Source organism: Rhodococcus sp. AD45-ID, assembly GCF_003023755.1.
GTDB lineage: Bacteria > Actinomycetota > Actinomycetes > Mycobacteriales > Mycobacteriaceae > Rhodococcus_F > Rhodococcus_F globerula.
Genome location: NZ_PYHL01000001.1, coordinates 2367403 through 2390152, shown reverse-complemented (window position 1 = coordinate 2390152; position 22750 = coordinate 2367403). Strand labels below are relative to the sequence as shown.

At 60.3% G+C, this 22750-nt stretch carries 24 protein-coding genes; 14 read left to right on the top strand and 10 right to left on the bottom strand.

What is annotated here, in order from left to right; translation table 11 throughout:
* Nucleotides 1-89: 89 nt before the first annotated feature.
* From C7T36_RS10875 to C7T36_RS10865, 3 genes are all read left to right on the top strand, one after another.
* Nucleotides 90-1220, top strand: a complete 1131-nt coding sequence (locus C7T36_RS10875) for an LLM class flavin-dependent oxidoreductase (protein ID WP_033233493.1) — start codon at nucleotides 90-92, stop codon at nucleotides 1218-1220.
* Between the two features lie 127 nt (nucleotides 1221-1347).
* On the top strand, nucleotides 1348-1860 hold the full coding sequence (locus tag C7T36_RS10870; protein ID WP_045065291.1) for a hypothetical protein: 513 nt from the start codon (nucleotides 1348-1350) through the stop codon (nucleotides 1858-1860).
* A 12-nt stretch (nucleotides 1861-1872) separates the two neighbouring features.
* On the top strand, nucleotides 1873-2580 hold the full coding sequence (locus C7T36_RS10865) for a hypothetical protein (RefSeq protein ID WP_052683387.1): 708 nt from the start codon (nucleotides 1873-1875) through the stop codon (nucleotides 2578-2580).
* Nucleotides 2581-2585: 5 nt separating this feature from the next.
* On the opposite strand, the gene C7T36_RS10860 is transcribed toward C7T36_RS10865, so the two are convergent.
* Nucleotides 2586-3101 carry a CGNR zinc finger domain-containing protein gene (locus tag C7T36_RS10860; RefSeq protein ID WP_033233491.1) on the bottom strand — a complete coding sequence of 172 codons (516 nt, stop codon included), beginning with the start codon at nucleotides 3099-3101 and terminating at the stop codon, nucleotides 2586-2588.
* 264 nt (nucleotides 3102-3365) lie between these two features.
* On the opposite strand from C7T36_RS10860, the gene C7T36_RS10855 reads away from it, so the two are divergent.
* A complete protein-coding gene (locus C7T36_RS10855; protein WP_045065290.1) occupies nucleotides 3366-3863 on the top strand; it encodes a hypothetical protein in 498 nt (165 codons plus the stop codon).
* Here the strand turns inward: C7T36_RS10855 and C7T36_RS10850 are convergent.
* Nucleotides 3858-4913, bottom strand: coding sequence for a hypothetical protein (locus tag C7T36_RS10850; RefSeq protein WP_045065289.1), 1056 nt, complete (start codon nucleotides 4911-4913; stop codon nucleotides 3858-3860). The two genes, C7T36_RS10855 and C7T36_RS10850, sit on opposite strands and share 6 nt — an antisense overlap.
* Before the next feature lie 103 nt (nucleotides 4914-5016).
* Between C7T36_RS10850 and C7T36_RS10845 the strand changes: the two genes are divergently transcribed.
* Together C7T36_RS10845 and C7T36_RS10840 are read left to right on the top strand one after the other, a co-directional pair.
* Nucleotides 5017-6204 carry an ATP-binding protein gene (locus C7T36_RS10845; RefSeq protein WP_033233842.1) on the top strand — a complete coding sequence of 396 codons (1188 nt, stop codon included), beginning with the start codon at nucleotides 5017-5019 and terminating at the stop codon, nucleotides 6202-6204.
* Nucleotides 6201-6920, top strand: coding sequence for a M50 family metallopeptidase (locus tag C7T36_RS10840; RefSeq protein ID WP_045065287.1), 720 nt, complete (start codon nucleotides 6201-6203; stop codon nucleotides 6918-6920). Before C7T36_RS10845 ends, C7T36_RS10840 begins: the two co-directional genes overlap by 4 nt.
* Before the next feature lie 59 nt (nucleotides 6921-6979).
* Here C7T36_RS10840 and C7T36_RS10835 read toward each other — a convergent pair whose 3' ends face one another.
* Together C7T36_RS10835 and C7T36_RS10830 are read right to left on the bottom strand one after the other, a co-directional pair.
* Nucleotides 6980-7987: an NAD(P)H-dependent glycerol-3-phosphate dehydrogenase gene (locus C7T36_RS10835; protein ID WP_033233483.1), complete on the bottom strand. Its 1008-nt coding sequence runs from the start codon at nucleotides 7985-7987 to the stop codon at nucleotides 6980-6982.
* A gap of 101 nt (nucleotides 7988-8088) precedes the next feature.
* Nucleotides 8089-8814: a FadR/GntR family transcriptional regulator gene (locus tag C7T36_RS10830; RefSeq protein WP_045065284.1), complete on the bottom strand. Its 726-nt coding sequence runs from the start codon at nucleotides 8812-8814 to the stop codon at nucleotides 8089-8091.
* Nucleotides 8815-8946: 132 nt separating this feature from the next.
* Here C7T36_RS10830 and C7T36_RS10825 point away from each other — a divergent pair, with 132 nt between their 5' ends.
* The 3 genes from C7T36_RS10825 (at nucleotide 8947) to C7T36_RS10815 (ending at nucleotide 11941) form a co-directional block, all read left to right on the top strand.
* Nucleotides 8947-10335: a GntP family permease gene (locus C7T36_RS10825; protein WP_033233479.1), complete on the top strand. Its 1389-nt coding sequence runs from the start codon at nucleotides 8947-8949 to the stop codon at nucleotides 10333-10335.
* 9 nt (nucleotides 10336-10344) lie between these two features.
* Nucleotides 10345-10869 carry a gluconokinase gene (locus C7T36_RS10820; protein ID WP_045065282.1) on the top strand — a complete coding sequence of 175 codons (525 nt, stop codon included), beginning with the start codon at nucleotides 10345-10347 and terminating at the stop codon, nucleotides 10867-10869.
* 100 nt (nucleotides 10870-10969) lie between these two features.
* Nucleotides 10970-11941 (top strand): alpha/beta hydrolase, encoded by a 972-nt coding sequence (locus C7T36_RS10815; RefSeq protein WP_045065280.1) that lies wholly within the window; start codon nucleotides 10970-10972, stop codon nucleotides 11939-11941.
* A gap of 7 nt (nucleotides 11942-11948) precedes the next feature.
* Here C7T36_RS10815 and C7T36_RS10810 read toward each other — a convergent pair whose 3' ends face one another.
* A complete protein-coding gene (locus tag C7T36_RS10810; protein WP_045065276.1) occupies nucleotides 11949-12821 on the bottom strand; it encodes an alpha/beta fold hydrolase in 873 nt (290 codons plus the stop codon).
* A gap of 141 nt (nucleotides 12822-12962) precedes the next feature.
* Here C7T36_RS10810 and C7T36_RS10805 point away from each other — a divergent pair, with 141 nt between their 5' ends.
* The gene (locus tag C7T36_RS10805) at nucleotides 12963-13838 is read left to right on the top strand and encodes an LLM class F420-dependent oxidoreductase (protein ID WP_045065274.1); all 876 of its coding nucleotides are present in this window, start codon (nucleotides 12963-12965) and stop codon (nucleotides 13836-13838) included.
* A gap of 31 nt (nucleotides 13839-13869) precedes the next feature.
* The gene (locus C7T36_RS10800) at nucleotides 13870-14361 is read left to right on the top strand and encodes a nuclear transport factor 2 family protein (RefSeq protein ID WP_045065271.1); all 492 of its coding nucleotides are present in this window, start codon (nucleotides 13870-13872) and stop codon (nucleotides 14359-14361) included.
* A 93-nt stretch (nucleotides 14362-14454) separates the two neighbouring features.
* On the opposite strand, the gene C7T36_RS10795 is transcribed toward C7T36_RS10800, so the two are convergent.
* Nucleotides 14455-15246, bottom strand: a complete 792-nt coding sequence (locus C7T36_RS10795; protein WP_045065268.1) for an SDR family oxidoreductase — start codon at nucleotides 15244-15246, stop codon at nucleotides 14455-14457.
* 35 nt (nucleotides 15247-15281) lie between these two features.
* Nucleotides 15282-16829 (bottom strand): FAD-dependent oxidoreductase, encoded by a 1548-nt coding sequence (locus C7T36_RS10790; RefSeq protein ID WP_045065266.1) that lies wholly within the window; start codon nucleotides 16827-16829, stop codon nucleotides 15282-15284.
* Between the two features lie 212 nt (nucleotides 16830-17041).
* On the opposite strand from C7T36_RS10790, the gene C7T36_RS10785 reads away from it, so the two are divergent.
* The gene (locus tag C7T36_RS10785) at nucleotides 17042-17554 is read left to right on the top strand and encodes a nuclear transport factor 2 family protein (RefSeq protein ID WP_045065263.1); all 513 of its coding nucleotides are present in this window, start codon (nucleotides 17042-17044) and stop codon (nucleotides 17552-17554) included.
* A gap of 117 nt (nucleotides 17555-17671) precedes the next feature.
* Here the strand turns inward: C7T36_RS10785 and C7T36_RS10780 are convergent, their stop codons facing one another.
* The gene (locus tag C7T36_RS10780) at nucleotides 17672-18466 is read right to left on the bottom strand and encodes an IclR family transcriptional regulator (RefSeq protein WP_045065259.1); all 795 of its coding nucleotides are present in this window, start codon (nucleotides 18464-18466) and stop codon (nucleotides 17672-17674) included.
* 199 nt (nucleotides 18467-18665) lie between these two features.
* A complete protein-coding gene (locus tag C7T36_RS10775; protein ID WP_045065257.1) occupies nucleotides 18666-19172 on the bottom strand; it encodes a flavin reductase family protein in 507 nt (168 codons plus the stop codon).
* Nucleotides 19173-19438: 266 nt separating this feature from the next.
* Here C7T36_RS10775 and C7T36_RS10770 point away from each other — a divergent pair, with 266 nt between their 5' ends.
* Nucleotides 19439-20050: a PadR family transcriptional regulator gene (locus C7T36_RS10770; RefSeq protein ID WP_084702663.1), complete on the top strand. Its 612-nt coding sequence runs from the start codon at nucleotides 19439-19441 to the stop codon at nucleotides 20048-20050.
* A 31-nt stretch (nucleotides 20051-20081) separates the two neighbouring features.
* Here the strand turns inward: C7T36_RS10770 and C7T36_RS10765 are convergent, their stop codons facing one another.
* Nucleotides 20082-20843: an IclR family transcriptional regulator gene (locus C7T36_RS10765; RefSeq protein ID WP_045065253.1), complete on the bottom strand. Its 762-nt coding sequence runs from the start codon at nucleotides 20841-20843 to the stop codon at nucleotides 20082-20084.
* A 316-nt stretch (nucleotides 20844-21159) separates the two neighbouring features.
* On the opposite strand from C7T36_RS10765, the gene C7T36_RS10760 reads away from it, so the two are divergent.
* A complete protein-coding gene (locus C7T36_RS10760; RefSeq protein ID WP_239654686.1) occupies nucleotides 21160-22719 on the top strand; it encodes an NAD(P)/FAD-dependent oxidoreductase in 1560 nt (519 codons plus the stop codon).
* The last annotated feature ends 31 nt before the right edge of the window (nucleotides 22720-22750 follow it).

Sequence of the window (22750 nt, the reverse complement as noted above, 5' to 3'; positions counted from 1 at the left end):
TCGCGATTTCAACCCTGTTGCCGGGCGCGCTCGAACGGTCTAATGGAGTCTTTGCCCCTGTTTGTTGTTGTCGATCCGAAGGAACTGCCATGTCCTTGCGCTTCCACTGGTACCTGCCCACCTATGGCGATTCCCGGAATCTGATGGCCGGTGGCCACGGCAGTGGCATGTCCGGAGATCGACCGGCCACACTGAAGTACCTCAATCAGATCGGCGCCGCAGCCGAGGCCAACGGCTTCGAAGCAGTCCTCACTCCCACGGGAGCCTGGTGCGAGGATGCCTGGCTGACGACGGCGATGATGATCGACACCACCGAAACCCTGAAATTCCTTGTCGCTCTGCGGCCCGGCCTGACGAGTCCGACGTTGGCAGCTCAGATGGCAGCAACATTTCAGTGGCAATCAGGTGGACGGTTGCTCCTGAACGTCGTGACCGGCGGCGAGGACTACGAGCAGCGGACGTTCGGCGACTTCCTGGACAAGAATCAGCGTTACGCGCGTTGCGGCGAGTACCTCGACGTCGTCCGTCAACTGTGGGCAGGCAACGGTCCGGTCGATTTCTCCGGCGAGTACGTCAGCGTGGAAAATGCTGAGCTGCATCGCCTTCCGGACCCGGTTCCGCCCGTCTTCTTCGGCGGATCGTCGCCCGCTGCGGGAACCGTCGCTTCGCGCTTTGCCGATACCTACCTCACCTGGGGTGAAACACCATCTGCTGTTGCCGCGAAAATCGCGTGGATCAGGGACTTGGCGGAGATCCAGGGGCGGCGGCTCGATTACGGAATTCGTTTGCATGTCATCAGTCGTGACACGGCCGAAGAAGCCTGGGCCGAGGCTGATCGTCTGCTCGGCGCTCTGGATCCGGCGACGGTGGAGCGTGCGCAGGCGAACCTCGCCCGGTCGAATTCGGAGGGCCAGCGCCTGATGAACGAACTGCATGGCGGTGGATCCGCATACCGGGAAGGCATCGGTGCGCGTTCACTGGAAATTGCGCCCAACCTGTGGACGGGAGTCGGATTGGTGCGCGGTGGTGCGGGTACCGCTCTGGTCGGTTCGCACGAGGAAGTTGCCGACAGAATTGCGGAATACGCGGCAATCGGGTTGGACCACTTCATCTTGTCGGGCTATCCACATCTCGAGGAGACCTACCAGTTCGGTGAGGGAGTTCGTCCCATCCTCGAGCGTCGTGGTCTGGTTCGCGGCGCAGTGGCGACTCGGGTGTAACCGCATGCGGGACATTGGTCCTTGATCTGCCTTCGGTCCATGCGACTCCGGCGGTTCGAACGACCCGGCAGGATGGGTGGTTCTACCCTTTGCTGGTTGCCGTCGAACGTGATCGAGAGGGATGTCAATGCTGATTCAGCGCCGAAGTGCAGTTCGTCGTGTAGTCGGGACCGTCGCTGTAGCAGCGGCAGCGCTCGGTGTCGGGGTGCTGATCAACCCGGCAGTCGCGTCGGCAGCAACGACGGCTCCCGAGGTGTCGTACTCGGTTGACGGTAACGACCTGACGCTGACGGTGCGCAATACCAACACGACGATCACCTCGTGGTGCCAGGTATTTGTCCTGAACGCGGCGGACGCGGCGGCTGTTGCCCAGGAGCCCGGCAAACTACTCGATCCGAATGTTGTTGTTTATCCGGATGTTTCGGATCCATCCACGCTTTTCGGAGTCGGAGTGGGCTCGACCGTTACCAAGACTGCACCTGATCTTCCCGACGGTACGTACGCCGTTGTCGGCGGATGCGTCGACTTCCGCGACGGAAGTGGACTCACCCCGACAATCGGAACTCCCGCCGTGGTTATCATCGGCGGTCCCCTCGGCGGCATCAATACCGGTAGTCTCACAGGACTGTTCGGCAGCTGAGCGGAGAAGGTTATGGCCACACGTGGATTCACCAGAATTCTCAGCGGAATTGCACTGGCGTCCGCTGCGGCGATCGGAATGGCATTTCTGACGCCGGCTGCTGCGTCGGCAGAACGGGTTGTATTGCCACCCCCGCTCGCGGTGAGTGTGTCGGGCAACAACATTACGTTCACTATCAAGAATCCGAATCCGCGACTGAGCCTGATCAACTGCACACCGGCGATTGTCGATATCAGGAATCTGCCCGCCGTCATCAGTGACCCGGCGTCGTTGCTCGATCCCGGTGTCCTTGTCTATCCACAGGTTACGAACATCGGTGATCTGTTCGGAGTCCTTCCGCAGCGAGAGCTGACCAAGACTGTCACCGATATTCCCACCGGGGTTTACGCGGTTGTCGGTGCCTGCGTGTTCATTCCGAGTCTCATTCCGCCGATCACGACGCTTCCGGCAATAAGCTTGCCCGAAGTTGTGGTTGTCGGCGGATTCTTCGAAGGGCTCGGAACGGGAAGTGTTTCAGGCTCGTTGGAAGGTCTCGGGTTCGAGAGTGTGAACGATCTCATCGAGGCCTGGGAGCGGATCTCCGCCGGAAGTAGTGATTCGGGTAGCGGTAACGGCAGTGCCGTCAACACCGGTAGCAACAGCGAGAGCCTCGGCGCCAATCTCGGGAGCTTCGACTTCCAAGGCGGCTCGGGCATAGATGTAGTCGTGCCCACCTCGTAGCGAGTTCAGGTTCGCGCGCGATGGCGTCGTACCGCGTCTCGATTTGAACAGGTCGGGGAGCAGTACCGTTGTCTGCCGTTGCGTGAGGTGTCCGCATAGATGTTGGTGCACTCCTCGAGGGAACATCGGCCCAGACGATGCATTCCGCGGCCCACGAGGTGTAGTGCCGTCCCAACTGAAAACAAGGCTTTCAGGACCTCGGCAAGCGACTGCTGTGGATCGCGGTAGTGCAGATGCCAGCCATCGCCCGCGTGATTGGTCATGCGCGGGTAGGCCGACGCTTGCTCCAACATGACGTTCACCAGTTCGGCACGGGCATTCTCATCTGTGACGTCGACGATTTTCGACCATTCGATCAGGAGGTCGAGCGTCTCTCCGAGGTCTTTCTCGGCGATGGGGAAATCGAGAATGATGCCCGCCTCGACGCAACGTTCGACGAGTTCATTCAGGTTCTGGGGATGGCGATTGGCCAGGTCGGCGGCCAAAGTCACTGCATATTCGCCGTAAGGGTTGAGATGCATAATGGCATTACATCATGGTTGTCGTATGAAGAAAACAGAACTTGCCAGCGTCAGGTGCATCCACCGGTGGGAAATCGAATCGCGTCATCGGACCAGCGAAGGGACTGTCACCTACCTGCGCTGCCACTGCGGGTCGTGGCAAACCCTGCTCACCGAATGGATGTCGGGGGGTACTGGCTCAGCCATATCGGCACCGACAAAGGCGCGGTCCAGGTCGTGATCGAATGCGCCGGTTAGTCGGCGCGTTCGGGTTAGTGTGCCGACATGGGCTTCTCGTTGACCTTCATGCGCATCAAGCAGGACGAGCAGGTTGATGCCGACCGCGGCGGCGTCGCCGACTTCCTCGAACGGCGTGGCCTGCAACTCGTTGCGGGCCGGTACGGAGGAGAGATCTTCGATCTCGACGGCAAGCCTCTGAGCTTCGACGATCGTTTCTCTGACCTGTACCTCGACCCACTGGACCAGAGTGATCCTTTGAGTGGCGGTATCTTTCATGCCAGCCTTACCGGTGCAGAGTGCGAGTTCATCTACGAGCTGTGTGTCGCTGCCGGTTTCATGATCGTCAACCCCTCTGGTGATCCGACGTTTCTTGTGCCGCAGCGCAACCACGCGCCTGAAGACCTTCCGGAACTCGACGACGCGGCTTGGGTGGAGAGCCCCGCCGAACTTTTACAGGCCCTCACCGGGAGCTTCGACGAGTTCCGCGCGTATCGGAATAAAGTGCTCTCGCAGTACCCAGATCCCGGCAGAAAGCGCCTATAGCGTCAAAATCCAAGTGTCGCTGCCTCCGTCGAGGTGCCAATCCTGTCGCGGGCCATCCCATTCGCGTGCGACATCCGTGAGCCAGATGGTGGTGTCGGGGTCCCATCCGCCAATGACCGAAGCGGTCTCGGTGTCGACGTGCAGGACCCGCGTCGCGCTACTGAGATAGCCTAAAAGCGTGAGGTGCACGGCGTCCCACTCATTCGCGACACGCTCCCAATCGGGGATGACCCACCGGCCGTCGCGGCCGGTCGCCTGAAACCACACATGTCGGCGGGACGCGGTGACCTCGAGCGGAAACTCACGGCACAGCAGGATCCAGTCCTCGGCCGAACGAACCTCGAACGTCCGCCCGGCCCCGCGGACCGGGATCGCGGTCGCTTGCTTCCACCCGTAGCCGTCTTCCTCGAGGCCCAACCCAGCAGGAAGTCGACCGATAGTCTTGACAAGTCCGAGGGGGATTGACCACCATGTTCCGCCCCAACTGGCGTTGGGGTCGCGTGGGCGTTCCCGCGCGGCGCGTTCTTCTTCGGCGCGTTCCTCGATTGCCCACTGGCGCAGGGTTTGTCGCGGATGTTTCGGCAGTGGTGGCCAGGCATTGGCCGATCGCCAGTCGATGGCCCACTGCTCGGTCCGGCGAGACTCCGTGAACCACTCCATGATCGGGGACGTCGCAATTCGCTCGGCAATGTAGGCGAGGGCTGATCGGATGATCGGGTGGCCCGCGAGCACGTCAGCACCGTCCGGCTCCTGCCAGTACATGGCAGAGTTCACCGATCGTCCCAGAGCGGTCACTGTCTGCGTGGTGTCGAGGCCGGACAGATCGAGCGACGCAAGGTCCGCGGAGAGGTGCTCCAGCATGGAAGCGGGGAAGGGTTCGGCGTCGTCCACCCATGGCGCGGGAACGAGAATCCCCTCACTTGTTTTCTCGACACCGTGGGCGAGCCGGAAGATTGCGCTGGCAATGTCCGGTTCCAACTCCCTGGCAGGTTCGAGGCACAAACGTCGACCTCGCGGCCCTTCCAGGATCGATTCCACATGTGGGGTCATCTGACTACCTTTGCATCCAGTCGATATTGCGCTTACTAGTTCTCTCTAGGACACGCCCTAGATGACGGCATATTCGGCTAGCTGACTTGTACCGTCGATGGGCATGGACCCCGTACGCAATCCATATGCCCCTGGCGCCGGCCAACGGCCGCCGGAACTGGCCGGTCGAGACAAGCAGATAGACGCGTTCGACGTCGTGCTCGAGCGCATCGCGCGCGGTCGACCCGAGCGCAGTGTTGTCCTGACCGGGCTCCGCGGTGTGGGAAAGACCGTGCTGCTGAACCAGCTCAGGTCGGCGGCCATCTCGAAGAGTTGGGGGACGGGCAAGATCGAGGCTCGCCCCGACCAAGACCTACGACGCCCACTGTCGTCGGCCCTGCACATGGCCGTCCGGGAGATTGCGGTCTCGCATCGCGATCCTGAGCGGGTCGAGCAGTTTCTCGGTGTTCTGAAATCGTTTGCGCTCCGGGCGACGGCAGACAAGGGGATGCGTGAGCGGTGGCAACCAGGTATTGATGCGCCGGCGCTCAAAGGGCGGGCCGACAGTGGCGATATCGAAATCGACTTGGTCGAATTGCTGATGGATGCGTCGTCGCTGGCGCGGGACGTCGGTGTCGGTATCGCGATTTTCATCGACGAGATGCAGGACCTCGGTGCGGCGGACGTATCGGCGATCTGTGGTGCCTGCCACGAATTGAGTCAGGACGCAGCACCTTTGATCGTCGTGGGAGCGGGTCTTCCGCACCTGCCTGCAGTGTTGTCGGCGTCGAAAAGCTATTCGGAGCGGCTGTTCAGCTACCACCGGATCGATCGACTCGAACGTGATGCGGCAGACCAGGCGTTGATCGCACCCGCCGCACGTGAGGATGTCGAATTCACGGACGCAGCGCTCGACGCTCTGTACGACGCGGCGGACGGCTACCCCTATTTTGTTCAGGCTTACGGAAAAGCCACGTGGGATGTGGCCGCGTCGAGTCCGATCACGAAAGACGATGTGCGGGTAGGTGCTCCGACGGCCGAGGAGGAATTGGCAGTCGGGTTCTTCGGATCACGGTATGAGAGAGCAACTCCGGCAGAGCGGGAGTACATGCGAGCCATGGCAGACCTGTCCGGTGACGACGGGCCGGTGGCGACGGCAGCGATCGCGGTTGAACTCGGACGCAAGCCCGCGTCGTTGTCGCCGGCGCGTGACGGCCTGATCAAGAAGGGACTGATCTACTCCGCGGAGCGAGGCTCGATCGGATTCACGGTGCCGCACTTCGGCCGCTACTTGCGTGGGCAGGCAGAGTGAACGCGCTCGAGACCGCGTGGGATCGGGTTACGGCGATCAGCCCTGCTCCGCAAGCCTGGGTAGTTCCGCTGGCAGCGCTTGTCGCCGTGGTGATCGTCCTCGAACCACACCTGTGGCAGGTTGCCCGTAACGTCGTGACCATCGCGCACGAGGGCGCTCATCTCATTGTTGCTGTCCTGGTCGGCCGACGGTTGAAAGGTCTTCGGCTGCACTCGGATACGTCGGGGGTTGCCATCTCTTCGGGTAAACCGACGGGATTCGGCGTCATCGTGATGACGTTCGCGGGCTATGTGGGTCCGTCGATTCTCGGACTGGGAGCGGCCGCGTTGTTGGGTGCGCAACGGGCGGTGTTGGTGTTGTGGATCGGACTGTTTGTTGTTGCGGTGATGATGGTATTGATCCGCAATCTGTACGGAGTGTTCTCGCTTGCCGTTGTGGGGGCGGCGCTGTTTGCTCTCGTCTGGTGGGGATCGGCGGAACTGCAAGTGGCTGCCGCATACTTCTTGACGCTCTTCCTGCTGTTTGCCGGACCCCGCCCGGTCGTCGAACTGCAGCGTCAGCGGAGCCGCCGCGGCGGTGCGCCGGATTCCGATGCGGATCAACTGGCCAGACTCTCGCCGATACCCGCGATCGTGTGGGTCACGTTGTTCTTCGTGGTGAACGTGGGAGTGCTGGCTGTCGGCGGTTGGTGGATCCTGCGTCCAGTGATTGCTTGAGTATCGATTGATCTATCTACAAGTATCTAGCTAATGGGCTAGATACCTGTAGATATTGATCACGCGATGTCTTCCTCGTCGCCTGCAGCCACCCTCTGCAAACCTCGGTAAGCGTCGTTGGCGCTTTGACGGCCGGCGATGACCGCCTCGACCTCCGCCGCGATCGGCATGTCCACGCCGTACTCGCGGGCCAGAGCCATGACCGTCGGAGCGGTTTTCACGCCCTCGGCAACTTGACCCAGCTTCTCGACGGCTTCCTCGACTGTCAGCCCCTGCGCCAGTGCTTCGCCCACCCGGCGGTTGCGGGAGGTGGGAGCCATGCAGGTGGCAATCAGATCGCCGACGCCGGTCAAGCCGGCAAAGGTTCGTGGATTGGCGCCCATCGCTTCGCCCATCCGGGTCATCTCCGCGAGCCCACGAGCCAACACCATGGCGCGGGTGTTGTCGCCGACGCCCAGACCGTCGGCCATTCCGGACGCAATCGCGACGATGTTCTTGAGGACGCCGCCGAGTTCACATCCCAGGACGTCGGTGTTGCGATAGACGCGGAACACCGACGACGCAAAGAGTGGCTGCAGTGCTGCGGCAACGCGGTCGTCCTGCGTCGCGACGACGGAGGCGGCGGCCATGCCGTCGACAATCTCCTTGGCGATGTTGGGTCCGGCGAGAAGCCCGACAGGGTGTCCGGGCAGGCACTCGGCGATCACCTCGGTGGGTCGCTGACGCGTACCGGGTTCGAGACCCTTCGCGAGCGACAGGATCGGTACCCACGCGCGAACCTCGTTGGAGATCTCGGCAAGTGTGGAACGAACGGCATGCGACGGAACGCCGCAGACCAGAACGTCGGCCTCGCGCGCTGCCTGAACCAGGTCGGATGTCGATTTCAACCCTTTCGGAAGCCTGCGTTCACCGAGGTACCTGCTGTTGGTGCGCTGGGAGTTGATCTCGTCAGCGGTGTCCGCACTGCGTGCCCACAACAAGGTAGGGGTGTTGCGGGCGGCCAGTCCGGCAACCGTGGTTCCCCAGGATCCTGCGCCGAGTACAACGACGCGTACCGGGCGGGCCATCAGAGTGCGCTCTCGGGCGTAGCGAGTGATGTCATGGTTCCAAGCGTTCCACTTGCGGAGCGGTTGCGGAGCAAATCAGCAGAGTCTGTGGCTCGGCTTACTTACGGCGTGCTCGGCGGCGCGGATGTGCGCATGGTTTCGACGGCGTCGGCGGACTCCGCGACTATCGACCGCATCGCGGCTTCGGCGGCGTCGGCGTCACCGGACTGGATTGCCGACGCGACCACTCCGTGCAGGTGAATGGCTTCCGGATCAGCTTCGTGGGGCATCAGGGCATGGCGGGTTCGGCCCTCGAGGATCTCCACGACGATCTGTGACATCGCACGCAGCATCGGGTTTCCGGACGCTGCGAGCAGTGTGCGATGAAAGTCCGAATCATGCCCCAGATAGGCGTCGGTGTCTGCAGCCCGTGAGGTAGCTGACATTCCGATCACAGCCGCAGTGAGCGCGCCGCACTGCTGCGGGGTGGCCCGGGTCGCGGCCAAGCGAGCGGCCAGAGGTTCGATTCCCGAGCGTAGTTCGCTGAGGATCGACAGTTGCTCGAACCGACCGGGGCCGGCCAATTGCCAGCGGATGACAGTGGGATCGAGCGCGTTCCAATGCTCCGATCCGAGGATCGTGATTCCGACGCGTCGACGCACCGATGCGAGGCCGAGTGATTCGAGTACTCGCACGACTTCCCGGATGACTGTGCGGGACACGTCGTAGCGGGTTGCGACTTCATCCGCGGAGATCGTGGTGCCCGGCGCGAGGGCACCACTGACGATGTCCTGACCCAGTTGTTCCAGCATCGAGTCATGCAGTTGCTGAAACGGGAGTGAGGCCATGCGTAGATCGTCCCATGTGTATGGATTAAGCCCGATGAAAGTCCGATAAATACTACAAATTAGTGTCTGGTCTTGAAATTGTAGGTTAATTGAGGAACAGTGACCTCCATCACTCGTTGGACTGGAGTCCCTATGAACACCACAGCACTGCTGGCAGCCGAGGTCGTCCCGGCTGGAAGCGATGCTCGACTGATCATCGCCGCCGTTGCGGGCGTCGCCGTGATCATCGCGCTCATTACCTGGCTCGATCTGCACCCCTTTCTTGCTCTGTCGATCGGAGCGGTAGGCGTCGGATTGGCTGCCGGACTCGGATCGGCTGAGTCCGTTGCGGCCTTCGCGACAGGGTTCGGCTCGACGATGGGCGGCGTCGGCATTCTCATCGGCTTCGGTGCCATGTTCGGCAAACTGCTGGCCGACTCCGGCGGTGCTGATCGAATAGTGGACACCCTCGTCAGTCGATCCAGTGACCGGGCGCTGCCGTGGACGATGGCTCTGGTTGGCGCCGTCATCGGTCTGCCGATGTTCTTCGAGATCGGCCTCGTCCTGTTGATGCCCGTCATCATTCTGGTGGCCAGGCGGTCCGGGCAGTCCTTGATTCGTATCGCGATTCCCACCCTCGCGGGTCTGTCTGCGATGCACGGTTTGGTTCCGCCGCACCCCGGACCGCTGGTCGCCGTTTCCGCGTTGAACGCCAACCTCGGTCTGACATTGGCGCTTGGTGTACTCGTTGCCATCCCGACGGTGATCCTGGCCGGCCCGGTCTTCGGCAAGATCGCTGCCCGCTGGGTAGATGTCAAAGTTCCCGATCTCTTTGTCACAGGCGAGGATCGGGGCGAAGAGGAGAAGGTGCAGCGCCCCAGTTTTGCGGCCACTCTTGCCTCGATCATGCTTCCCGTGGTGCTCATGCTCGGCAAAGCTCTGGCCGAGGTCATCGCCCCTGATTCCGAATCGCTCCCCAAATCGGTACTGGACTTCCTCGGAACCCCGGTTGTCGCTTTGGGACTCGCAGTTCTGGTCGGCATGGTGCTGCTCGGACGCGGCGGCGGAATGGATCGCAAGGCCATTTCGAAGTCACTCGAGAGTTCACTGCCGCCGATTGCCGGCATCTTGCTGATCGTCGGCGCCGGTGGTGGTTTCAAGCAGGTGCTTATCGACACCGGTATCGCTGACGTGATTGCCGACGCGATCAAGGGCAGCAGCTTGCCGGTGCTCTTCCTCGCGTGGCTGGTCGCTGTATTGATCCGCGTCGCAACAGGTTCGGCAACCGTGGCGACAGTCACGGCTTCCGGGATCCTGGCTCCTGTTGCCGCCGAGCTCTCTTCGACTCACGTTTCGTTGATGGTGCTGGCAATCGGCGCGGGTTCGCTCTTCCTTTCTCACGTCAACGACGCAGGATTCTGGTTGGTCAAGGAATACCTCGGCGTCACCGTTGTGCAGAACCTCAAGACGTGGACGGTGATGGAGTGCATTATCTCGGTGTCCGGACTTGCCGGTGTCCTTGTCCTGAGCGCAATTATCTAGGGGTTGGGCATGACTGAGAAAGCAGCACAGAAGAATCCCGTGCTTGTCGTGATGGGTGTATCGGGCTCCGGCAAATCGACTGTCGGCGGAATGATTGCCGGCGCGATGGGCTGGGATCTCCAAGAGGGCGACGATCTGCACCCGCAGGCCAACATCGAGAAGATGGCTACCGGGCATCCGTTGAACGACGACGACCGTTGGCCGTGGTTGGACAAGATCGCGCAGTGGATCACGCAACATACCGATGCAGGGCAGCCGGGCATCGTCACGTGCTCGGCACTCAAACGCAGTTACCGCGACATACTGCGGGGTGAGAACGTCGTGTTCATTCATCTTGCCGGTTCGCGCGATCAGATCGGCCAGCGGCTGACTGCGCGCCTCGACCACTACATGCCGCCGTCACTGCTGGACTCGCAGATCTCCACGCTCGAGCCGATCGACCCGGATGAACAGGCGATCATCATCGACGTCGGTGGTAGTCCAGTCGAGATAGTGGAGGAAATTCTGCGACGGCTCGAAGAGCTCGGATACTGAGTTCGGGCGCCAGCCTGTCCTGTCGAAATTGCGTCGGTTATCGTTCAGTCAAGGTATGTGTAACTCGGATACACAAAATGCCTTGACCTGGGAGGACGCTATGCGGACGCGAGATTCGACGGTATGGCACTGGAACGTGAGCCCGCGCGCACGGTTCATCTTTGCTGTGACCAGGACATTTGTGAAGCCCGCATTCACCTACTGGCCGACCAGTGACCGCGGGATCCGGCAACTCGAAAAGCTCGACGCACTTGCCGACCGCCTGCCCAAGCCCAAGAATCTCGACATCGAACCGCTGACGATGGGCGGGGTTTCCTGCGAGAAGGTCACGCACCCGCGCCGCGCTACCGGCGCGCTCGAGGGAGCCACCATTCTCTACTTCCACGGCGGTGGATTCATCTTCTGCGGACTTGCCACCCACCGAGCACTGTGTGGCCTCCTGTCCGCCAAAGCCGGCGTCCCGGTGATCTCCGTTCGGTACCGGCAGTTGCCCGAAGGGTCGATCGGCACGTCCGTGGTTGACGCCATGGCCGCGTACACGGCACTTCTCGAGACCGCGGAAGACCCGAACAAGATTGTGGTTGCCGGTGATTCGGCAGGCGGCTACCTGGCAATGAAGGTCGCCGAGATAGCAGCGCTGCGCGGAATCACACGCCCGGCCGCCGTTGTCGGGTACTCGCCGCTCCTCAACGTAGACCTCGAAGAGCACGATCCTGATTTCATGAAACGCGATGCGTACCTGCCGATGTCGCAGGTCGAGAAACTCAAGGATCGATGGTTGAACGGACCGGACAACATTGTCGGCGAGCAGTCACCGATCAACGCCGATCCGAAGTTGCTTGCGCCCTCGTTTCTGGTGTGCGCCGAGTACGAACTGATGCGCCCGGACGTCGAAATAATGACCGAAAACTTCATCAAGGCAGAGCAAACCGTCGAAACCCACATCTGGAGTGGGCAGATCCATGCCTTCCCGGTGATCGGCAAGGCGCTGCGCGAAGGGCGCACGATCGTTGATCTGAGTATCGCGTTCCTGGAACGTACCTTGGCGTCGAAGCGTCAGATCAGCGCCTGACTTTTCTCTATTGGTCGGCTTCTGTCCGGGTAAGGAATGCCAGAACGGCCGAGACCCAGGCGTCGCGGGCCTCGATCATCGTCCAGTGACCGCACCTGGGGAAGATGTGTACTTCACCGTTGGGAATGTCGCGCATCGGCAGAATCGCCATGTCGACGGGGCTGACGCGGTCATCGCGACCCCAGGTGAGCAGTGTCGGAGCCTTGATCTTGTTCAACTGTGCCCAGTACGGAACATCCGTCGACGCAGCAGCGGCGGCGCCCATAGCGGCCATGGCCTTGCTGCTGTACATCCGGCGTGCGATCTCGAGGGTCGTCGGCTCGGTGGCGAGCGCCCAACGCTCTTCGATGAGCTGCTCGGTGACAACGGCCGGGTCGAAGACCATCGACTGCAGCCAACGAATCAGGGCTTCGCGGGTGGGGTTGTCGGTGAATTCCATGAGGAGCTTGATGCCTTCACCGGGGCCGGGCGAGAAGGTGTTCTTGCCCATGCCACCGATGGTGACGAGCTTGCTGACGCGGTGCGGTTCGTCGATCGCGACCTTGGTGGCGACAATGCCGCCCATGGAGTTGCCGATCAGGTGGACGGGACCGAGACCGAGTCCGTCGAGGAACGCGCTGACCGAAGCCTGAGCCATCATCATCGGATGGCCGTCGCCCGGGTCGCTGACGCCGAAGCCGGGGAACTCGAGAACGTAGCAGTGGAAGTGCTCGGCGAAGTCCGCGAGAACGCCGCGGTAGTTGCGCCACCCGGTGACTCCGGGACCTGATCCGTGCAGCAGCACCAGCGGCGGACCGTCGCCGGCCTCGTGGTACCGGAGCACACCGAGATCGGTCTGCAGCTCTTTCAGAGTGTCCTCGTAGCTCAGTTCAGTCGTCATATTCCCAACGGTGCCACCATAGTCGGATGCGCACCATCGCTCCTCCCGATCAGAGAGAACCTCGGTGCTGGAAGTGAAAGTCCTCCCGCCTGACGGTCATTCGAATTCCGTCGACTCCAGGTAGTCGGATATGACTGTCCGATGCACCTGGGAATCGTTACACCAGTTCTGATTCAGCATCCGAATACTCGAGCCGGCTGGGAGTCGAGTGCCGGAATCAACGAGGTCGCGCAGATCGCGGAGACGGCTGATCGGCTCGGATTTCATCATCTCACGTGCAGCGAGCACATCGCCGTACCCGAAGCGATTGCATTGGAACGCGGTGGAACGTACTGGGATCCACTCGCCACACTGGGTTTCTTGGCAGCACGAACGGATAACATCCGTCTTGCGACTCAGGTGCTTGTTCTCGGGTATCACCATCCACTCGAGATCGCGAAGCGGTACGGGACACTCGATCGAGTCAGCAACGGTCGCCTGGTTCTGGGGCTCGGGGTCGGATCACTAGAGGAGGAATTCGAACTCATCGGCGCACCCTTCGAAAGCCGAGGTTCCCGAGCGGACGATTCTCTTGCTGCGCTTCGTGTTTCACTATCAGTCCCGTGTCCAGAGTTTCACGGCGAGTTCTATAGTTACACGGGGTTTGTCGTGGAACCGCACGCGCTGCAGCCGCGTGTGCCACGGTGGATCGGTGGGCGGACGAAGCGGTCGTTGCGCCGCGCGACAACACACGGCGACGGCTGGGTACCGTTCGGGCTGCAGCTGTCCGAACTCGAAGAGATGCTTGCAGTGACGACGCTCCCCGACGGTTTCGATGTCGTCCTGTCCACTGGGGCATCACTCGACCCACTCGGTGATTCCGAATCGACGTCCCGCGCTCTGGCCGGAGTGCGAGATGCCGGCGCAACCATCGCGAGTAGTTCGATTCATGCAACGGACGTCGGGCACTACTGCGATCAAGTCAATGAGTTGCACCGTATTGCCCTCTCCGAGGGTGTCGATTTCACTACTTCCTGATTCAAACATCTCTCATTCGAAGGGCCGGAATATGAACGACTCCACCAATTTGATTGAATCCTTGTGCGCCCGTGTGGAACTTCTCGAGGACAAGCTGGCTATCACCGAACTCCTCACCACGTACGGTCCTGCCGTGGACAGTGGCTCTGCCGACGTGGTTGCAGGTATGTGGCTCGAAAATGGCGTCTATCACGTCGATTCCGGCCCTATGCATGGTCGTGGCGAGATCCGCACAATGGTCCACAGTGCCGCTCACCAGAACTGGATCATGAACGGTAGCGCACATATGATGACGCCGGCGCATATTCGAATCGATGGCAACAACGCTGTCGCGACCTGTCATTCACAGCTTGTGATCAAGGATCCCGAGAATCCAGCTGGATTCAAGGTACTTCGGATTACCGCGAATCGTTGGGAACTGGTCAAGGTTGACGGAGTATGGCAGGTCGAACTCCGCACCGGACACGTTCTCGACGGGAGTCCGCAGGCTCGTGCGCTTTTGGGAGCCGGTGTAAGCAACTGATTTTCACTGACGGAGCGACTCGATGCGGTCCGCGGACAAATCCCACAGGGTGTACTCACGATCTGCGAGTGCACCCTGTGGAGTATGCGCGGATCAGGAGCGATTCAGCAGAGCGCGCATCGCATCGGCAGCACCCTTGACCAGAGTGTTACGGGGGAACCCGCTCTGTCGCTCGGCCGACTCCTGATTACCTGTTGTAATCCAGATCGGACCGTCCGCGAGGTGCTCTAGCCCCTCGCGCGCAACATCTTCTGGCTCGGAGGCCTTCATTCCGGGCAGATCGAAATTCAGTCCAGCGCGAACCATCGCCGGGGTCCTCGTGAGTCCGAGGATCAACTCGAGAACATGCACGCCATAGGGAGCCAATTCCAGCCACAGGCTTTCGGCGAAGATTCGTCCGAAGGCCTTGGATGCAGCGTAGATGCCCAACTGCTCGGAGCCGATGTAGCCCGACAGTGAACCGAGCAGCAGGATGCCACCGCGTCCGCGATCTTTCATCAATCCGCCGAAATGATGCGAGAGTTCGAGCTGCTTGTTGACATTCAGTTCGATGACGCCCCGGAATCCGTCGAGGTCGCCGGTGACAAACTCATGCCCGTAGCTGTTTGCGCCGGCATTGAAGATGAGCAGGCCCACCTCGAGGTCGTCGGTGAGGACACGAATTTGGTCGAGCGCGTCCGGAACAAGCAGATCGAGTGCGAGAGTGCGTACTTCGACACCGCTGGCGCGTGCTTTTGCTGCAGTTTCTTCGAGAGGATCCGGCTTGCGGGCAATGAGTACGAGATTGACGCCGATCTTACTGAGCTCGTCGGCAAAACTCGCGCCTACGCCTTCGGAACCGCCCGCGATAACTGCCCACGGTCCGTAATACTGAGGATCGATCACACTAGCTCCTTTGAAAATTGTTCGTGCACAGTGGATTACTTCATCATGTGTTCGATTGCCCGATAGGAAAACACCATTGCCGTTCCGAGTGGGATACCGGGCCCGGGGTAGTGTCGACCGGTCAGGGATGCTGCCGTATTGCCAGCCGCGTAGAGGCCGTCGATGGCGGAGCCATCCGGTCGAAGAACACGCGCGTCGGCGTCCGTCCGGAGGCCGCCCTTTGTGCCGAGATCGCTGAGAACGATCCGTGCGGCGTAGAACGGTCCTTGTGAAATCCCATGCAGCGCAGGGTTGGGGGAGCCGCCCGAATTCGACGGCGGGCAGAAGAACAGGTCGTACGGATCTTCGCCGCGCGCAAAGTCTTCGTCGACTCCATGCTTTGCGAAGTCATTGAACCGCTCAACGGTTGTAGTCAGATTCGCTGCAGGCACATTGATCGCTGCTGCGAGGGCTTCGATGGTGTCGGCTCGTACCCAGGTTTCAGCGGCTAAGTGATCGGCCGCACTGACGGACGGAACCGAAATCGCGGGAAGGACGCCTTCCCCTTCTCTCGAATCGAACACCAAATAGGACGGAATCGCCTGTATCGACTTGTTCTGGGCGATCATCGCGCGGCCGAATTGATCGTAGGGAAGTGACTCGTTGAGGTAGCGGTCACCATGCGCGTCGACAACGATTCCGCCGCGGATACCGACCAGGAAAGCTCCTCTACCATCGGGGAGTTCGATACCCGGGCACCACCAGGCCTCGTCCAGCAGATCGGTGTCGGCGCCGAGTGCGACCGCAGCAGTCAAGAGGTCGCCGGTATTGGCCCCGCGTGGACCCATGCTCCACTGTGCTCGCCCGGGAGTGCTGTGCGCTGCTCGTATCTCGTCGCTGCCTTCGATTCCACCTGCGGCAAGCAGCACACCGTGTTTGGCTCTGATGTGGATGATGGCGCCGTCAGGGGCAGTGGCTTCGATTCCGACTACGCGCCCATCATCGACGATCAGCTTTTGGGCAGCGGTGTTGCTGCGTAGATCCGCATGTCCGGTTGCCTCGAGTGCAAGCAATAGTCGGCCGATCAAAGCGCGTCCGCCTACCAAGGTCTCCTCGGGCTGCGACCCGCCGGCGCGGTCGACACCGGGCTCCGGCCGTACCAGATGGCGGAGCTCTCCAATGTCGCTGCTGGGCAGATCGATCGGATTGATTGCTCGACCGGAGTCCATACGACCAGGACGCTTGTAGTAATCGGGAAAGGGCCGCCACTCGAACTCTATGTTCGGATCCTTCTCCAGGAATTCGACAACCCTCGAGGCTGTGTCGACAAACGCCTCCTGGCGTTCTAGTTCGTCGTCTCCGAGGAGGGCGCGAAGATAGGTGCGAGCCTTTTCGGGGGAATCACCGATTCCGGCGCGTTCCTGAACAGACGTTCCAGCAAGCCAGATTGCTGCGCCCGAGTAGGCGGAGGTACCGCCGAATCTAGCTGTCTTCTCAACAACGATGGTCTTCAAGCCCTGTGCTGCAGCGGTATACGCTCCGGTAAGCGCTCCGCCGCCGGAACCCACGACCAGCACGTCGCATTCCACTGTCTCGTTCTGCATGTTCGGTATCCTCACTGCAAATATGTTGAATCTCTACGCAATACCTTCTCGAGGGTGTTCGCCAGGGTGAATCCCATTGGTGGGTTATCGTTTCGAGTCGGCAACTGGGCCGCAGATTGCCGCCGCCGTCGCACAGCATTTCACCGTGGTGAGTTGTCCGTTCATCGGAACAAGGCGTTGTCCGCAGGCAGGCGCGCTGGCACCCTTGCGAAATGGGAAACGAAATCACTTTGACCGTGGGCGAACAACTCCTGGCCATCGAAAGTATCAAGAATACTTTTGCTGCCCGATTACGTTGCATGGACAACAAGCAATGGGAAATATATCCGACTCTACATACTGAAGACGTTGTCTCGGAGACGTGGGGAGGCGCGCCCATAGACAGGCAGCCGCAGACTGACGGTGTTGCGAATCGCGTTGTGGGTAACGAACGATTGGCGCGCACGATCAGTGCGCTGCTCGATGGCGCCACCAAGATCGCATCAGTTCATCACGGGCATACGCCAGAGATCGAATTGACGTCGAACACTACTGCGCGCGGTGTCTGGGCGATGGAGGACAAACTGTGGTGGACGAACGGAGATCATGAAGAGCATTTGCACGGGTACGGTCATTACCATGAGGAGTACCGCCAGGAAGGCGGTCGGTGGCTTATCAGTTATCGGTCGTTGACTCGGTTAAGGGTCGACGCCACTCCCGGCTTCCACTCGTCTGCCCGGTACTGATTGTAGGAGTGCGTGTGCGCTGCAACGAAAGATGCGTGGCCGGCAGATCGTTCGACTTCTGCCGGCCACGATACGTGGAGGAATAGACTGTGCGCCAATGGATGCGAAGACCTAGGGTTACGAAGCTTCGCGATGGTCCCCTGATTTGAGGTCATTCGCAACGCACGCGTCCCAGATGTTTCGAGCTGCGATGCGAACCGTGCCGACAAGCTGATTCATCTTCATGTCTTCGATGGGCCCACAGACCGAGATCGCTGCCCGATTGCCGTAGTGGTGGTCCCGGGGGCCGATTGATGTTGCAACACAGCCGATCCCCGGCACTGATTCTTCACGATCCATCGCCACGCCGTGATCGCGGACGCGTTCGAGTTCCTCGTGGAGCCGCTCGTGCGAGGTGATGCTGTAAGGCGTCGACTGACGAAGCGGACCCGCCGTCGCGTCGTGCATTCGTTCGGGTTCGAGATTGGCCAATATGGCTTTGCCTACGCCGGTCAGGTGCGCTGGGATCCGGGCTCCCACCTTGGTCGGAAGCGACAGGGGCTTCCGACCGGGGATGCGATCCAGATACAGAGCGTCACCCTTGTTCAGGACTGCAAGATGCACCGTGAGTCCGGAAGAGCGAGCCAGTCGGTTCAATACGGGAAGAGCACCATGACGGAGTCGGTTCTGATTGAGTGCCCATTGTCCGACTTCGTATGATCTGGTGCCGAATTCGTACCGGTGCTCTTCTCGCGCAACCCATTGCGCCTCTACAAGTTGCTCGAGAAGTCGGTGAGCGGTCGAACGAGGAATTCCGGTCTTGTGGGTTATCTGTGAAAGCGTCAGAGGGCCTGCCCCTTTGAAGGATTCGAGGATGACCGAAATTCGATCGACGACAGATACCAGATCGTCTACGTTGCGTGTACTTCTCACCGGATCTCCTGACCTTGACCTCAATGCTGTGATGGTCGTCACCCTAACGACGGTGGGTTGGTCTTCGCAAACGACTGACCCACCTCGCGGGAAAATCCGGTGCATCGATGCGTGGCTGCATATTTGCTGTCCGGGTAGTCGGCGGAGGTCTGATCGGAGTTACGGCTACTTTTGTCGAAATGCTCTGTTCGGGAGTGCTTCAGAGGCCGTAGCTGCCTCGGAAGAAAACCAGGGGCGACTCGTTCTCTCGCTCGACGCGGAGCTCACGAACTGCACCGACAACGATGTGGTGGTCGCCGCCGTCGTGGACCGTCTCGATGTCGCAGTCGATCCAAGCAAGTGCGTTCGCTATCAGAACGGCCCCGTGTCGGGTCGTCCACGGTGCAGATTCGAATTTGGTGCCGGTGGATGACCCGAACGCAACGCACACAGCTTGTTGGTCGTGTGCGAGGACGTTTGCTGTGAAGCGGCCGGTGGCGGCGATGCGTGGCCAACTCGTCGAGGTCTTGCCGGGGCACACGAGTATCTGCGGCGGGTCGATCGACAACGAAGTGAATGATTGGCAGGCGAAGCCGATCGGGTGCCCGTCCGAGGACAGGCCGGTGATCACGGTGACTCCGCTGCAGAAGTTTCCGAGTGTATATCTGAACTGCGCGGCATCCGGTCGCGCTTCGTTGCCGGGTTCGCGACGATCGCTTTGAATCATGTGTAGAGCATCGTCAGTAGGTATGTGTGGTAGGGACATTCGTCTCCCTCGGTGACTGTCGGCACGTGATGTGCAGAAGCAATTCTGGGGTTTCACGGATGTCACCGGAGCTGGCATTCCCGTCAGTCGGGAGGAAAAGTGGGTGTTCCATTCAGCGGGGACAGCCTTAGGCTGTGAATGCATGTCGTTGTTAGTCTTGGTCCGTGCCCGATCTCAATGACGCATCCTTACCGGCTTTGCCCGCGACGAGTTGGGCAGTGCTGGGAATGCTCACGTTCGGTGAAGAATTGAGCGGCACCGATCTGAAGAAGTGGGCAGATTGGAGCGTGGGGTTTTATTACTGGAGTCCGTCGCTCAGTCAGGTCTACACAGAGTTGAAGAAACTCGAGACAGTTGGCTTCGTTCAATCGCGAGAGATCTCCGAATGGGGCGAACGCACCCGCCGCGTCTATGGAATAACGCAGTCCGGAGTCGACGCCGTCCGGATATGGTCGCGGGAGTCGCCCGTTGAGTTTCCGGTACTGAAGCACGGTGTCATGTTGCGTTTGTGGATGGGGCATCTGAACGATCCGGATCACTTGAAGGCGATCGTCTGCAATCACATCGCGAACGTCGAAGAAAAGATGGCTAAAGCAACCCAGCATGCCGATCACTCGGAAGGTGAACCGGGATGGGCGTTTTCGAAGATGAGTCTCCGCTGGGCGGCACGCCACTTCCAAGCCGAGATCGACTTGGCTTATGATTTACTCGAAGAAATTGACGAAGCTGCCGAACTGTTCGCGCAGAGTCGTGTCGACGAACTCGGCCTACCGACTCCGGTCGATCCGGGAATATGGAAGTCTGTTGACGATGAAGTCCGGAAGCCCCAGTCTGACTGAACTTCCCTGAACAGTTGCGATGCAGATGGGATCAGCGAGCCGTTGATCCGTGCGGAGTTGACCGTAAGGTCTTGCTGCGCTGCATTGTTGGAACAACATGGTTGTTGACGCGACGCCAGACTGCGGTAGCGGTACTGACCAGGATTTCCGTCAGTCGTGGATCTGGTGGATTCAAGGGGAGTTGGTGACTCGGTCCGGAGAGCGATAGTGCCGTTGATGCCGACCCAATTGGCCCGATTGGGGCGGCGATCGAGCCGAATCCTTCGATCGGTGTATGCCGCTCACATGCGATACCGGTTTCACGAAGTCGGTCGTACGACGCTCCTGATGCTCCGTTGTACGCCAGCAAGATCCTGCCGAGTGCAACCCGGTCTGCTTTGTCGCGTGAGCCGACGCGATTCGGGACAGCGCCGGCAAGTCGGCCGCCGACGTACTCGTGAAATACGAGTTCGTCGCCGTCGAGGGCTGCAAGTTGAACCGCGAGTCCGGTGGCACGATGCAGTTCGTGTAGGTGCGGAATGATGGCCGAGTGCAGTCGGTCCTGTCGCACCGCCAATGATCCGAGTTCCATCAGACGCAAGCCCAGCGTGTAGTCGTGACCGTCACGCTGTAGCCATCGCAGTTGGACGAGATGCTCGAGCATGCGATGTGCCGATGAACGCGGCAATCCTGTGCGGCGAACAATCTGAGCCAGCGTCAGGTTTGCGCTCCCGTCGAAGGTGTCGAGCAGAAGAGAAATGCGATCGAGAAAGGCGCTCGGGGTTGAGCGGTCGATCGTCGACTGGATCGTCATTGGGCTAGCTCCTGTTCCGCTGTTTCTCCACCAAAAGCCTTGTACTTCGGTATTCCTATTAGGAATCATGACACGGCGTGGTGGATTTGTGAAGCAGCTCACCGGTCGAGGGTCATTGTTGTGGGGCGACCGCTGGACGGGAGATCTGGTTCTCATCGCCTGTTGGGCAACTTATCGTGGCGGCAAGCAAGTGTTCCGGTTGTCGGACATCGGCGACGGATTTCGAGAGGGATGTCGCATCGTGAGTACCAGTAAAAGTGTGGGCAAGAGTAGTGCCGACGTCGACGTAATAGTTGTCGGAGCGGGTATAGCGGGGATGTACGCAGTGCATACCCTGCGGCAACGGGGATTGAGGGTTCAGGGATACGAATCGGCTTCGGGCGTTGGTGGAACCTGGTATCACAACCGCTATCCTGGCGCGCGATGCGACATCGAAAGCTTGGACTACTCCTACTCGTTCTCCGAAGAGCTTCAGCAGGATTGGGAGTGGAGTGAGCGTTACGCCACCCAGCCGGAGATATTGAGCTATCTCGAACACGTGGCGGAACGGTTCGACCTGAATCGGAGCTTCCAGTTCGATACCCGAATCGCCTCGGCTACGTTCGACGAATCCACGTCGAGATGGCATGTCGTCACCGAAGGGAACGATCAAGCGTCAGCGAAATTTTGCATTTTCGCGACGGGATGCCTGTCGGCCGCGAATCTGCCTGATATAGCCGGGCGAGACGATTACACAGGCGAGTCGTACCACACCGGGCAGTGGCCGCACGACGGAGTTGACTTCGGAGGCAAACGCGTTGGCGTCATCGGAACCGGCTCGTCGGGTATTCAATCGATACCGCTGATCGCGGAGTCTGCGGAACATGTGTACGTCTTCCAGCGTAGCGCCAACTACTCGATCCCAGCCGGTAACCATCCGTTGGCTCCGGAGGCAAGGCACGAAAGCAAGGCGAATTACGCAGAGCGGCGAAGGCTTTCATGGATGAGCGGTGGTGGGTCGCCATTCACTCCGTATCCCAAGCGCGCGATGGAGGTCGACGACGCCGAGCGAACCCGCGTGTACGAGGAATGGTGGAAGCGTGGGGGAGTCCTTTTCGGTAAAGCCTTTCCTGATCAGACCGCGAGCATCGAAGCCAACGACACGGCGCGTAGGTTCGCGGAGGCGAAGATACGCGAACTGGTGCACGATCCGGAGATTGCCGAGGCGCTGACACCGAAGGATCATCCGATCGGTACCAAGCGCATTGTGACCGATGACGGGTATTACGAGACGTTCAATCGCGACAACGTCTCGCTCGTGGACTTGCGCAAGGCACCGATCGATCGCATTACCGCCGACGGTATCAAGACGAGCGCCGAGGACTTCGAACTCGATATGATCGTTTACGCAACCGGTTTCGATGCGATGACCGGATCGTTGAATCGCATCGACATTCGCGGGCGCGGGGGCCGTCAGCTCGGCAGCGAATGGTCCGCCGGACCGCGTACATATCTCGGACTGGGTGTGCACGGCTTTCCGAACATGTTCATCGTGACCGGGCCTGGCAGTCCGAGTGTGCTGTCGAATATGGTCCTCGCCGCTGAACAACACGTCAATTGGATTGCAAACTGCCTGGATTACATGGCCGAGCACGGTGCCGAAACAATCGAAGCGAGCGCCGAGGCGGTGGAGACGTGGGTCGAGGAATGCAACGACCGAGCGTCGGCAACTCTCTTTCCCATAGCGAATTCGTGGTACATGGGAGCCAATATTCCCGGCAAGCCCCGAGTGTTCATGCCCTACATCGGCGGCTTCGGCGTCTATGGGCAAATCTTGCGCGAGGTTGCGGAGGCCGGATACAAAGGATTTGAACTGGATGGTGCGGTGGCCCCGTAACAGACGATTTCCACACCCAGATAACAGAATT

Bases quoted from the DNA above. Each gene is read 5' to 3' on its own strand.
- C7T36_RS10875 (WP_033233493.1), top strand. From the start codon at position 90: ATGTCCTTGCGCTTCCACTGGTACCTGCCCACCTATGGCGATTCCCGG.
- C7T36_RS10870 (WP_045065291.1), top strand. From the start codon at position 1,348: ATGCTGATTCAGCGCCGAAGTGCAGTTCGTCGTGTAGTCGGGACCGTC.
- C7T36_RS10865 (WP_052683387.1), top strand. From the start codon at position 1,873: ATGGCCACACGTGGATTCACCAGAATTCTCAGCGGAATTGCACTGGCG.
- C7T36_RS10860 (WP_033233491.1), bottom strand. From the start codon at position 3,101: ATGCATCTCAACCCTTACGGCGAATATGCAGTGACTTTGGCCGCCGAC.
- C7T36_RS10855 (WP_045065290.1), top strand. From the start codon at position 3,366: ATGGGCTTCTCGTTGACCTTCATGCGCATCAAGCAGGACGAGCAGGTT.
- C7T36_RS10850 (WP_045065289.1), bottom strand. From the start codon at position 4,913: ATGACCCCACATGTGGAATCGATCCTGGAAGGGCCGCGAGGTCGACGT.
- C7T36_RS10845 (WP_033233842.1), top strand. From the start codon at position 5,017: ATGGACCCCGTACGCAATCCATATGCCCCTGGCGCCGGCCAACGGCCG.
- C7T36_RS10835 (WP_033233483.1), bottom strand. From the start codon at position 7,987: ATGGCCCGCCCGGTACGCGTCGTTGTACTCGGCGCAGGATCCTGGGGA.
- C7T36_RS10830 (WP_045065284.1), bottom strand. From the start codon at position 8,814: ATGGCCTCACTCCCGTTTCAGCAACTGCATGACTCGATGCTGGAACAA.
- C7T36_RS10825 (WP_033233479.1), top strand. From the start codon at position 8,947: ATGAACACCACAGCACTGCTGGCAGCCGAGGTCGTCCCGGCTGGAAGC.
- C7T36_RS10820 (WP_045065282.1), top strand. From the start codon at position 10,345: ATGACTGAGAAAGCAGCACAGAAGAATCCCGTGCTTGTCGTGATGGGT.
- C7T36_RS10815 (WP_045065280.1), top strand. From the start codon at position 10,970: ATGCGGACGCGAGATTCGACGGTATGGCACTGGAACGTGAGCCCGCGC.
- C7T36_RS10810 (WP_045065276.1), bottom strand. From the start codon at position 12,821: ATGACGACTGAACTGAGCTACGAGGACACTCTGAAAGAGCTGCAGACC.
- C7T36_RS10805 (WP_045065274.1), top strand. From the start codon at position 12,963: ATGCACCTGGGAATCGTTACACCAGTTCTGATTCAGCATCCGAATACT.
- C7T36_RS10800 (WP_045065271.1), top strand. From the start codon at position 13,870: ATGAACGACTCCACCAATTTGATTGAATCCTTGTGCGCCCGTGTGGAA.
- C7T36_RS10790 (WP_045065266.1), bottom strand. From the start codon at position 16,829: ATGCAGAACGAGACAGTGGAATGCGACGTGCTGGTCGTGGGTTCCGGC.
- C7T36_RS10785 (WP_045065263.1), top strand. From the start codon at position 17,042: ATGGGAAACGAAATCACTTTGACCGTGGGCGAACAACTCCTGGCCATC.
- C7T36_RS10775 (WP_045065257.1), bottom strand. From the start codon at position 19,172: ATGATTCAAAGCGATCGTCGCGAACCCGGCAACGAAGCGCGACCGGAT.
- C7T36_RS10770 (WP_084702663.1), top strand. From the start codon at position 19,439: ATGCTCACGTTCGGTGAAGAATTGAGCGGCACCGATCTGAAGAAGTGG.
- C7T36_RS10765 (WP_045065253.1), bottom strand. From the start codon at position 20,843: ATGACGATCCAGTCGACGATCGACCGCTCAACCCCGAGCGCCTTTCTC.
- C7T36_RS10760 (WP_239654686.1), top strand. From the start codon at position 21,160: ATGTACGCAGTGCATACCCTGCGGCAACGGGGATTGAGGGTTCAGGGA.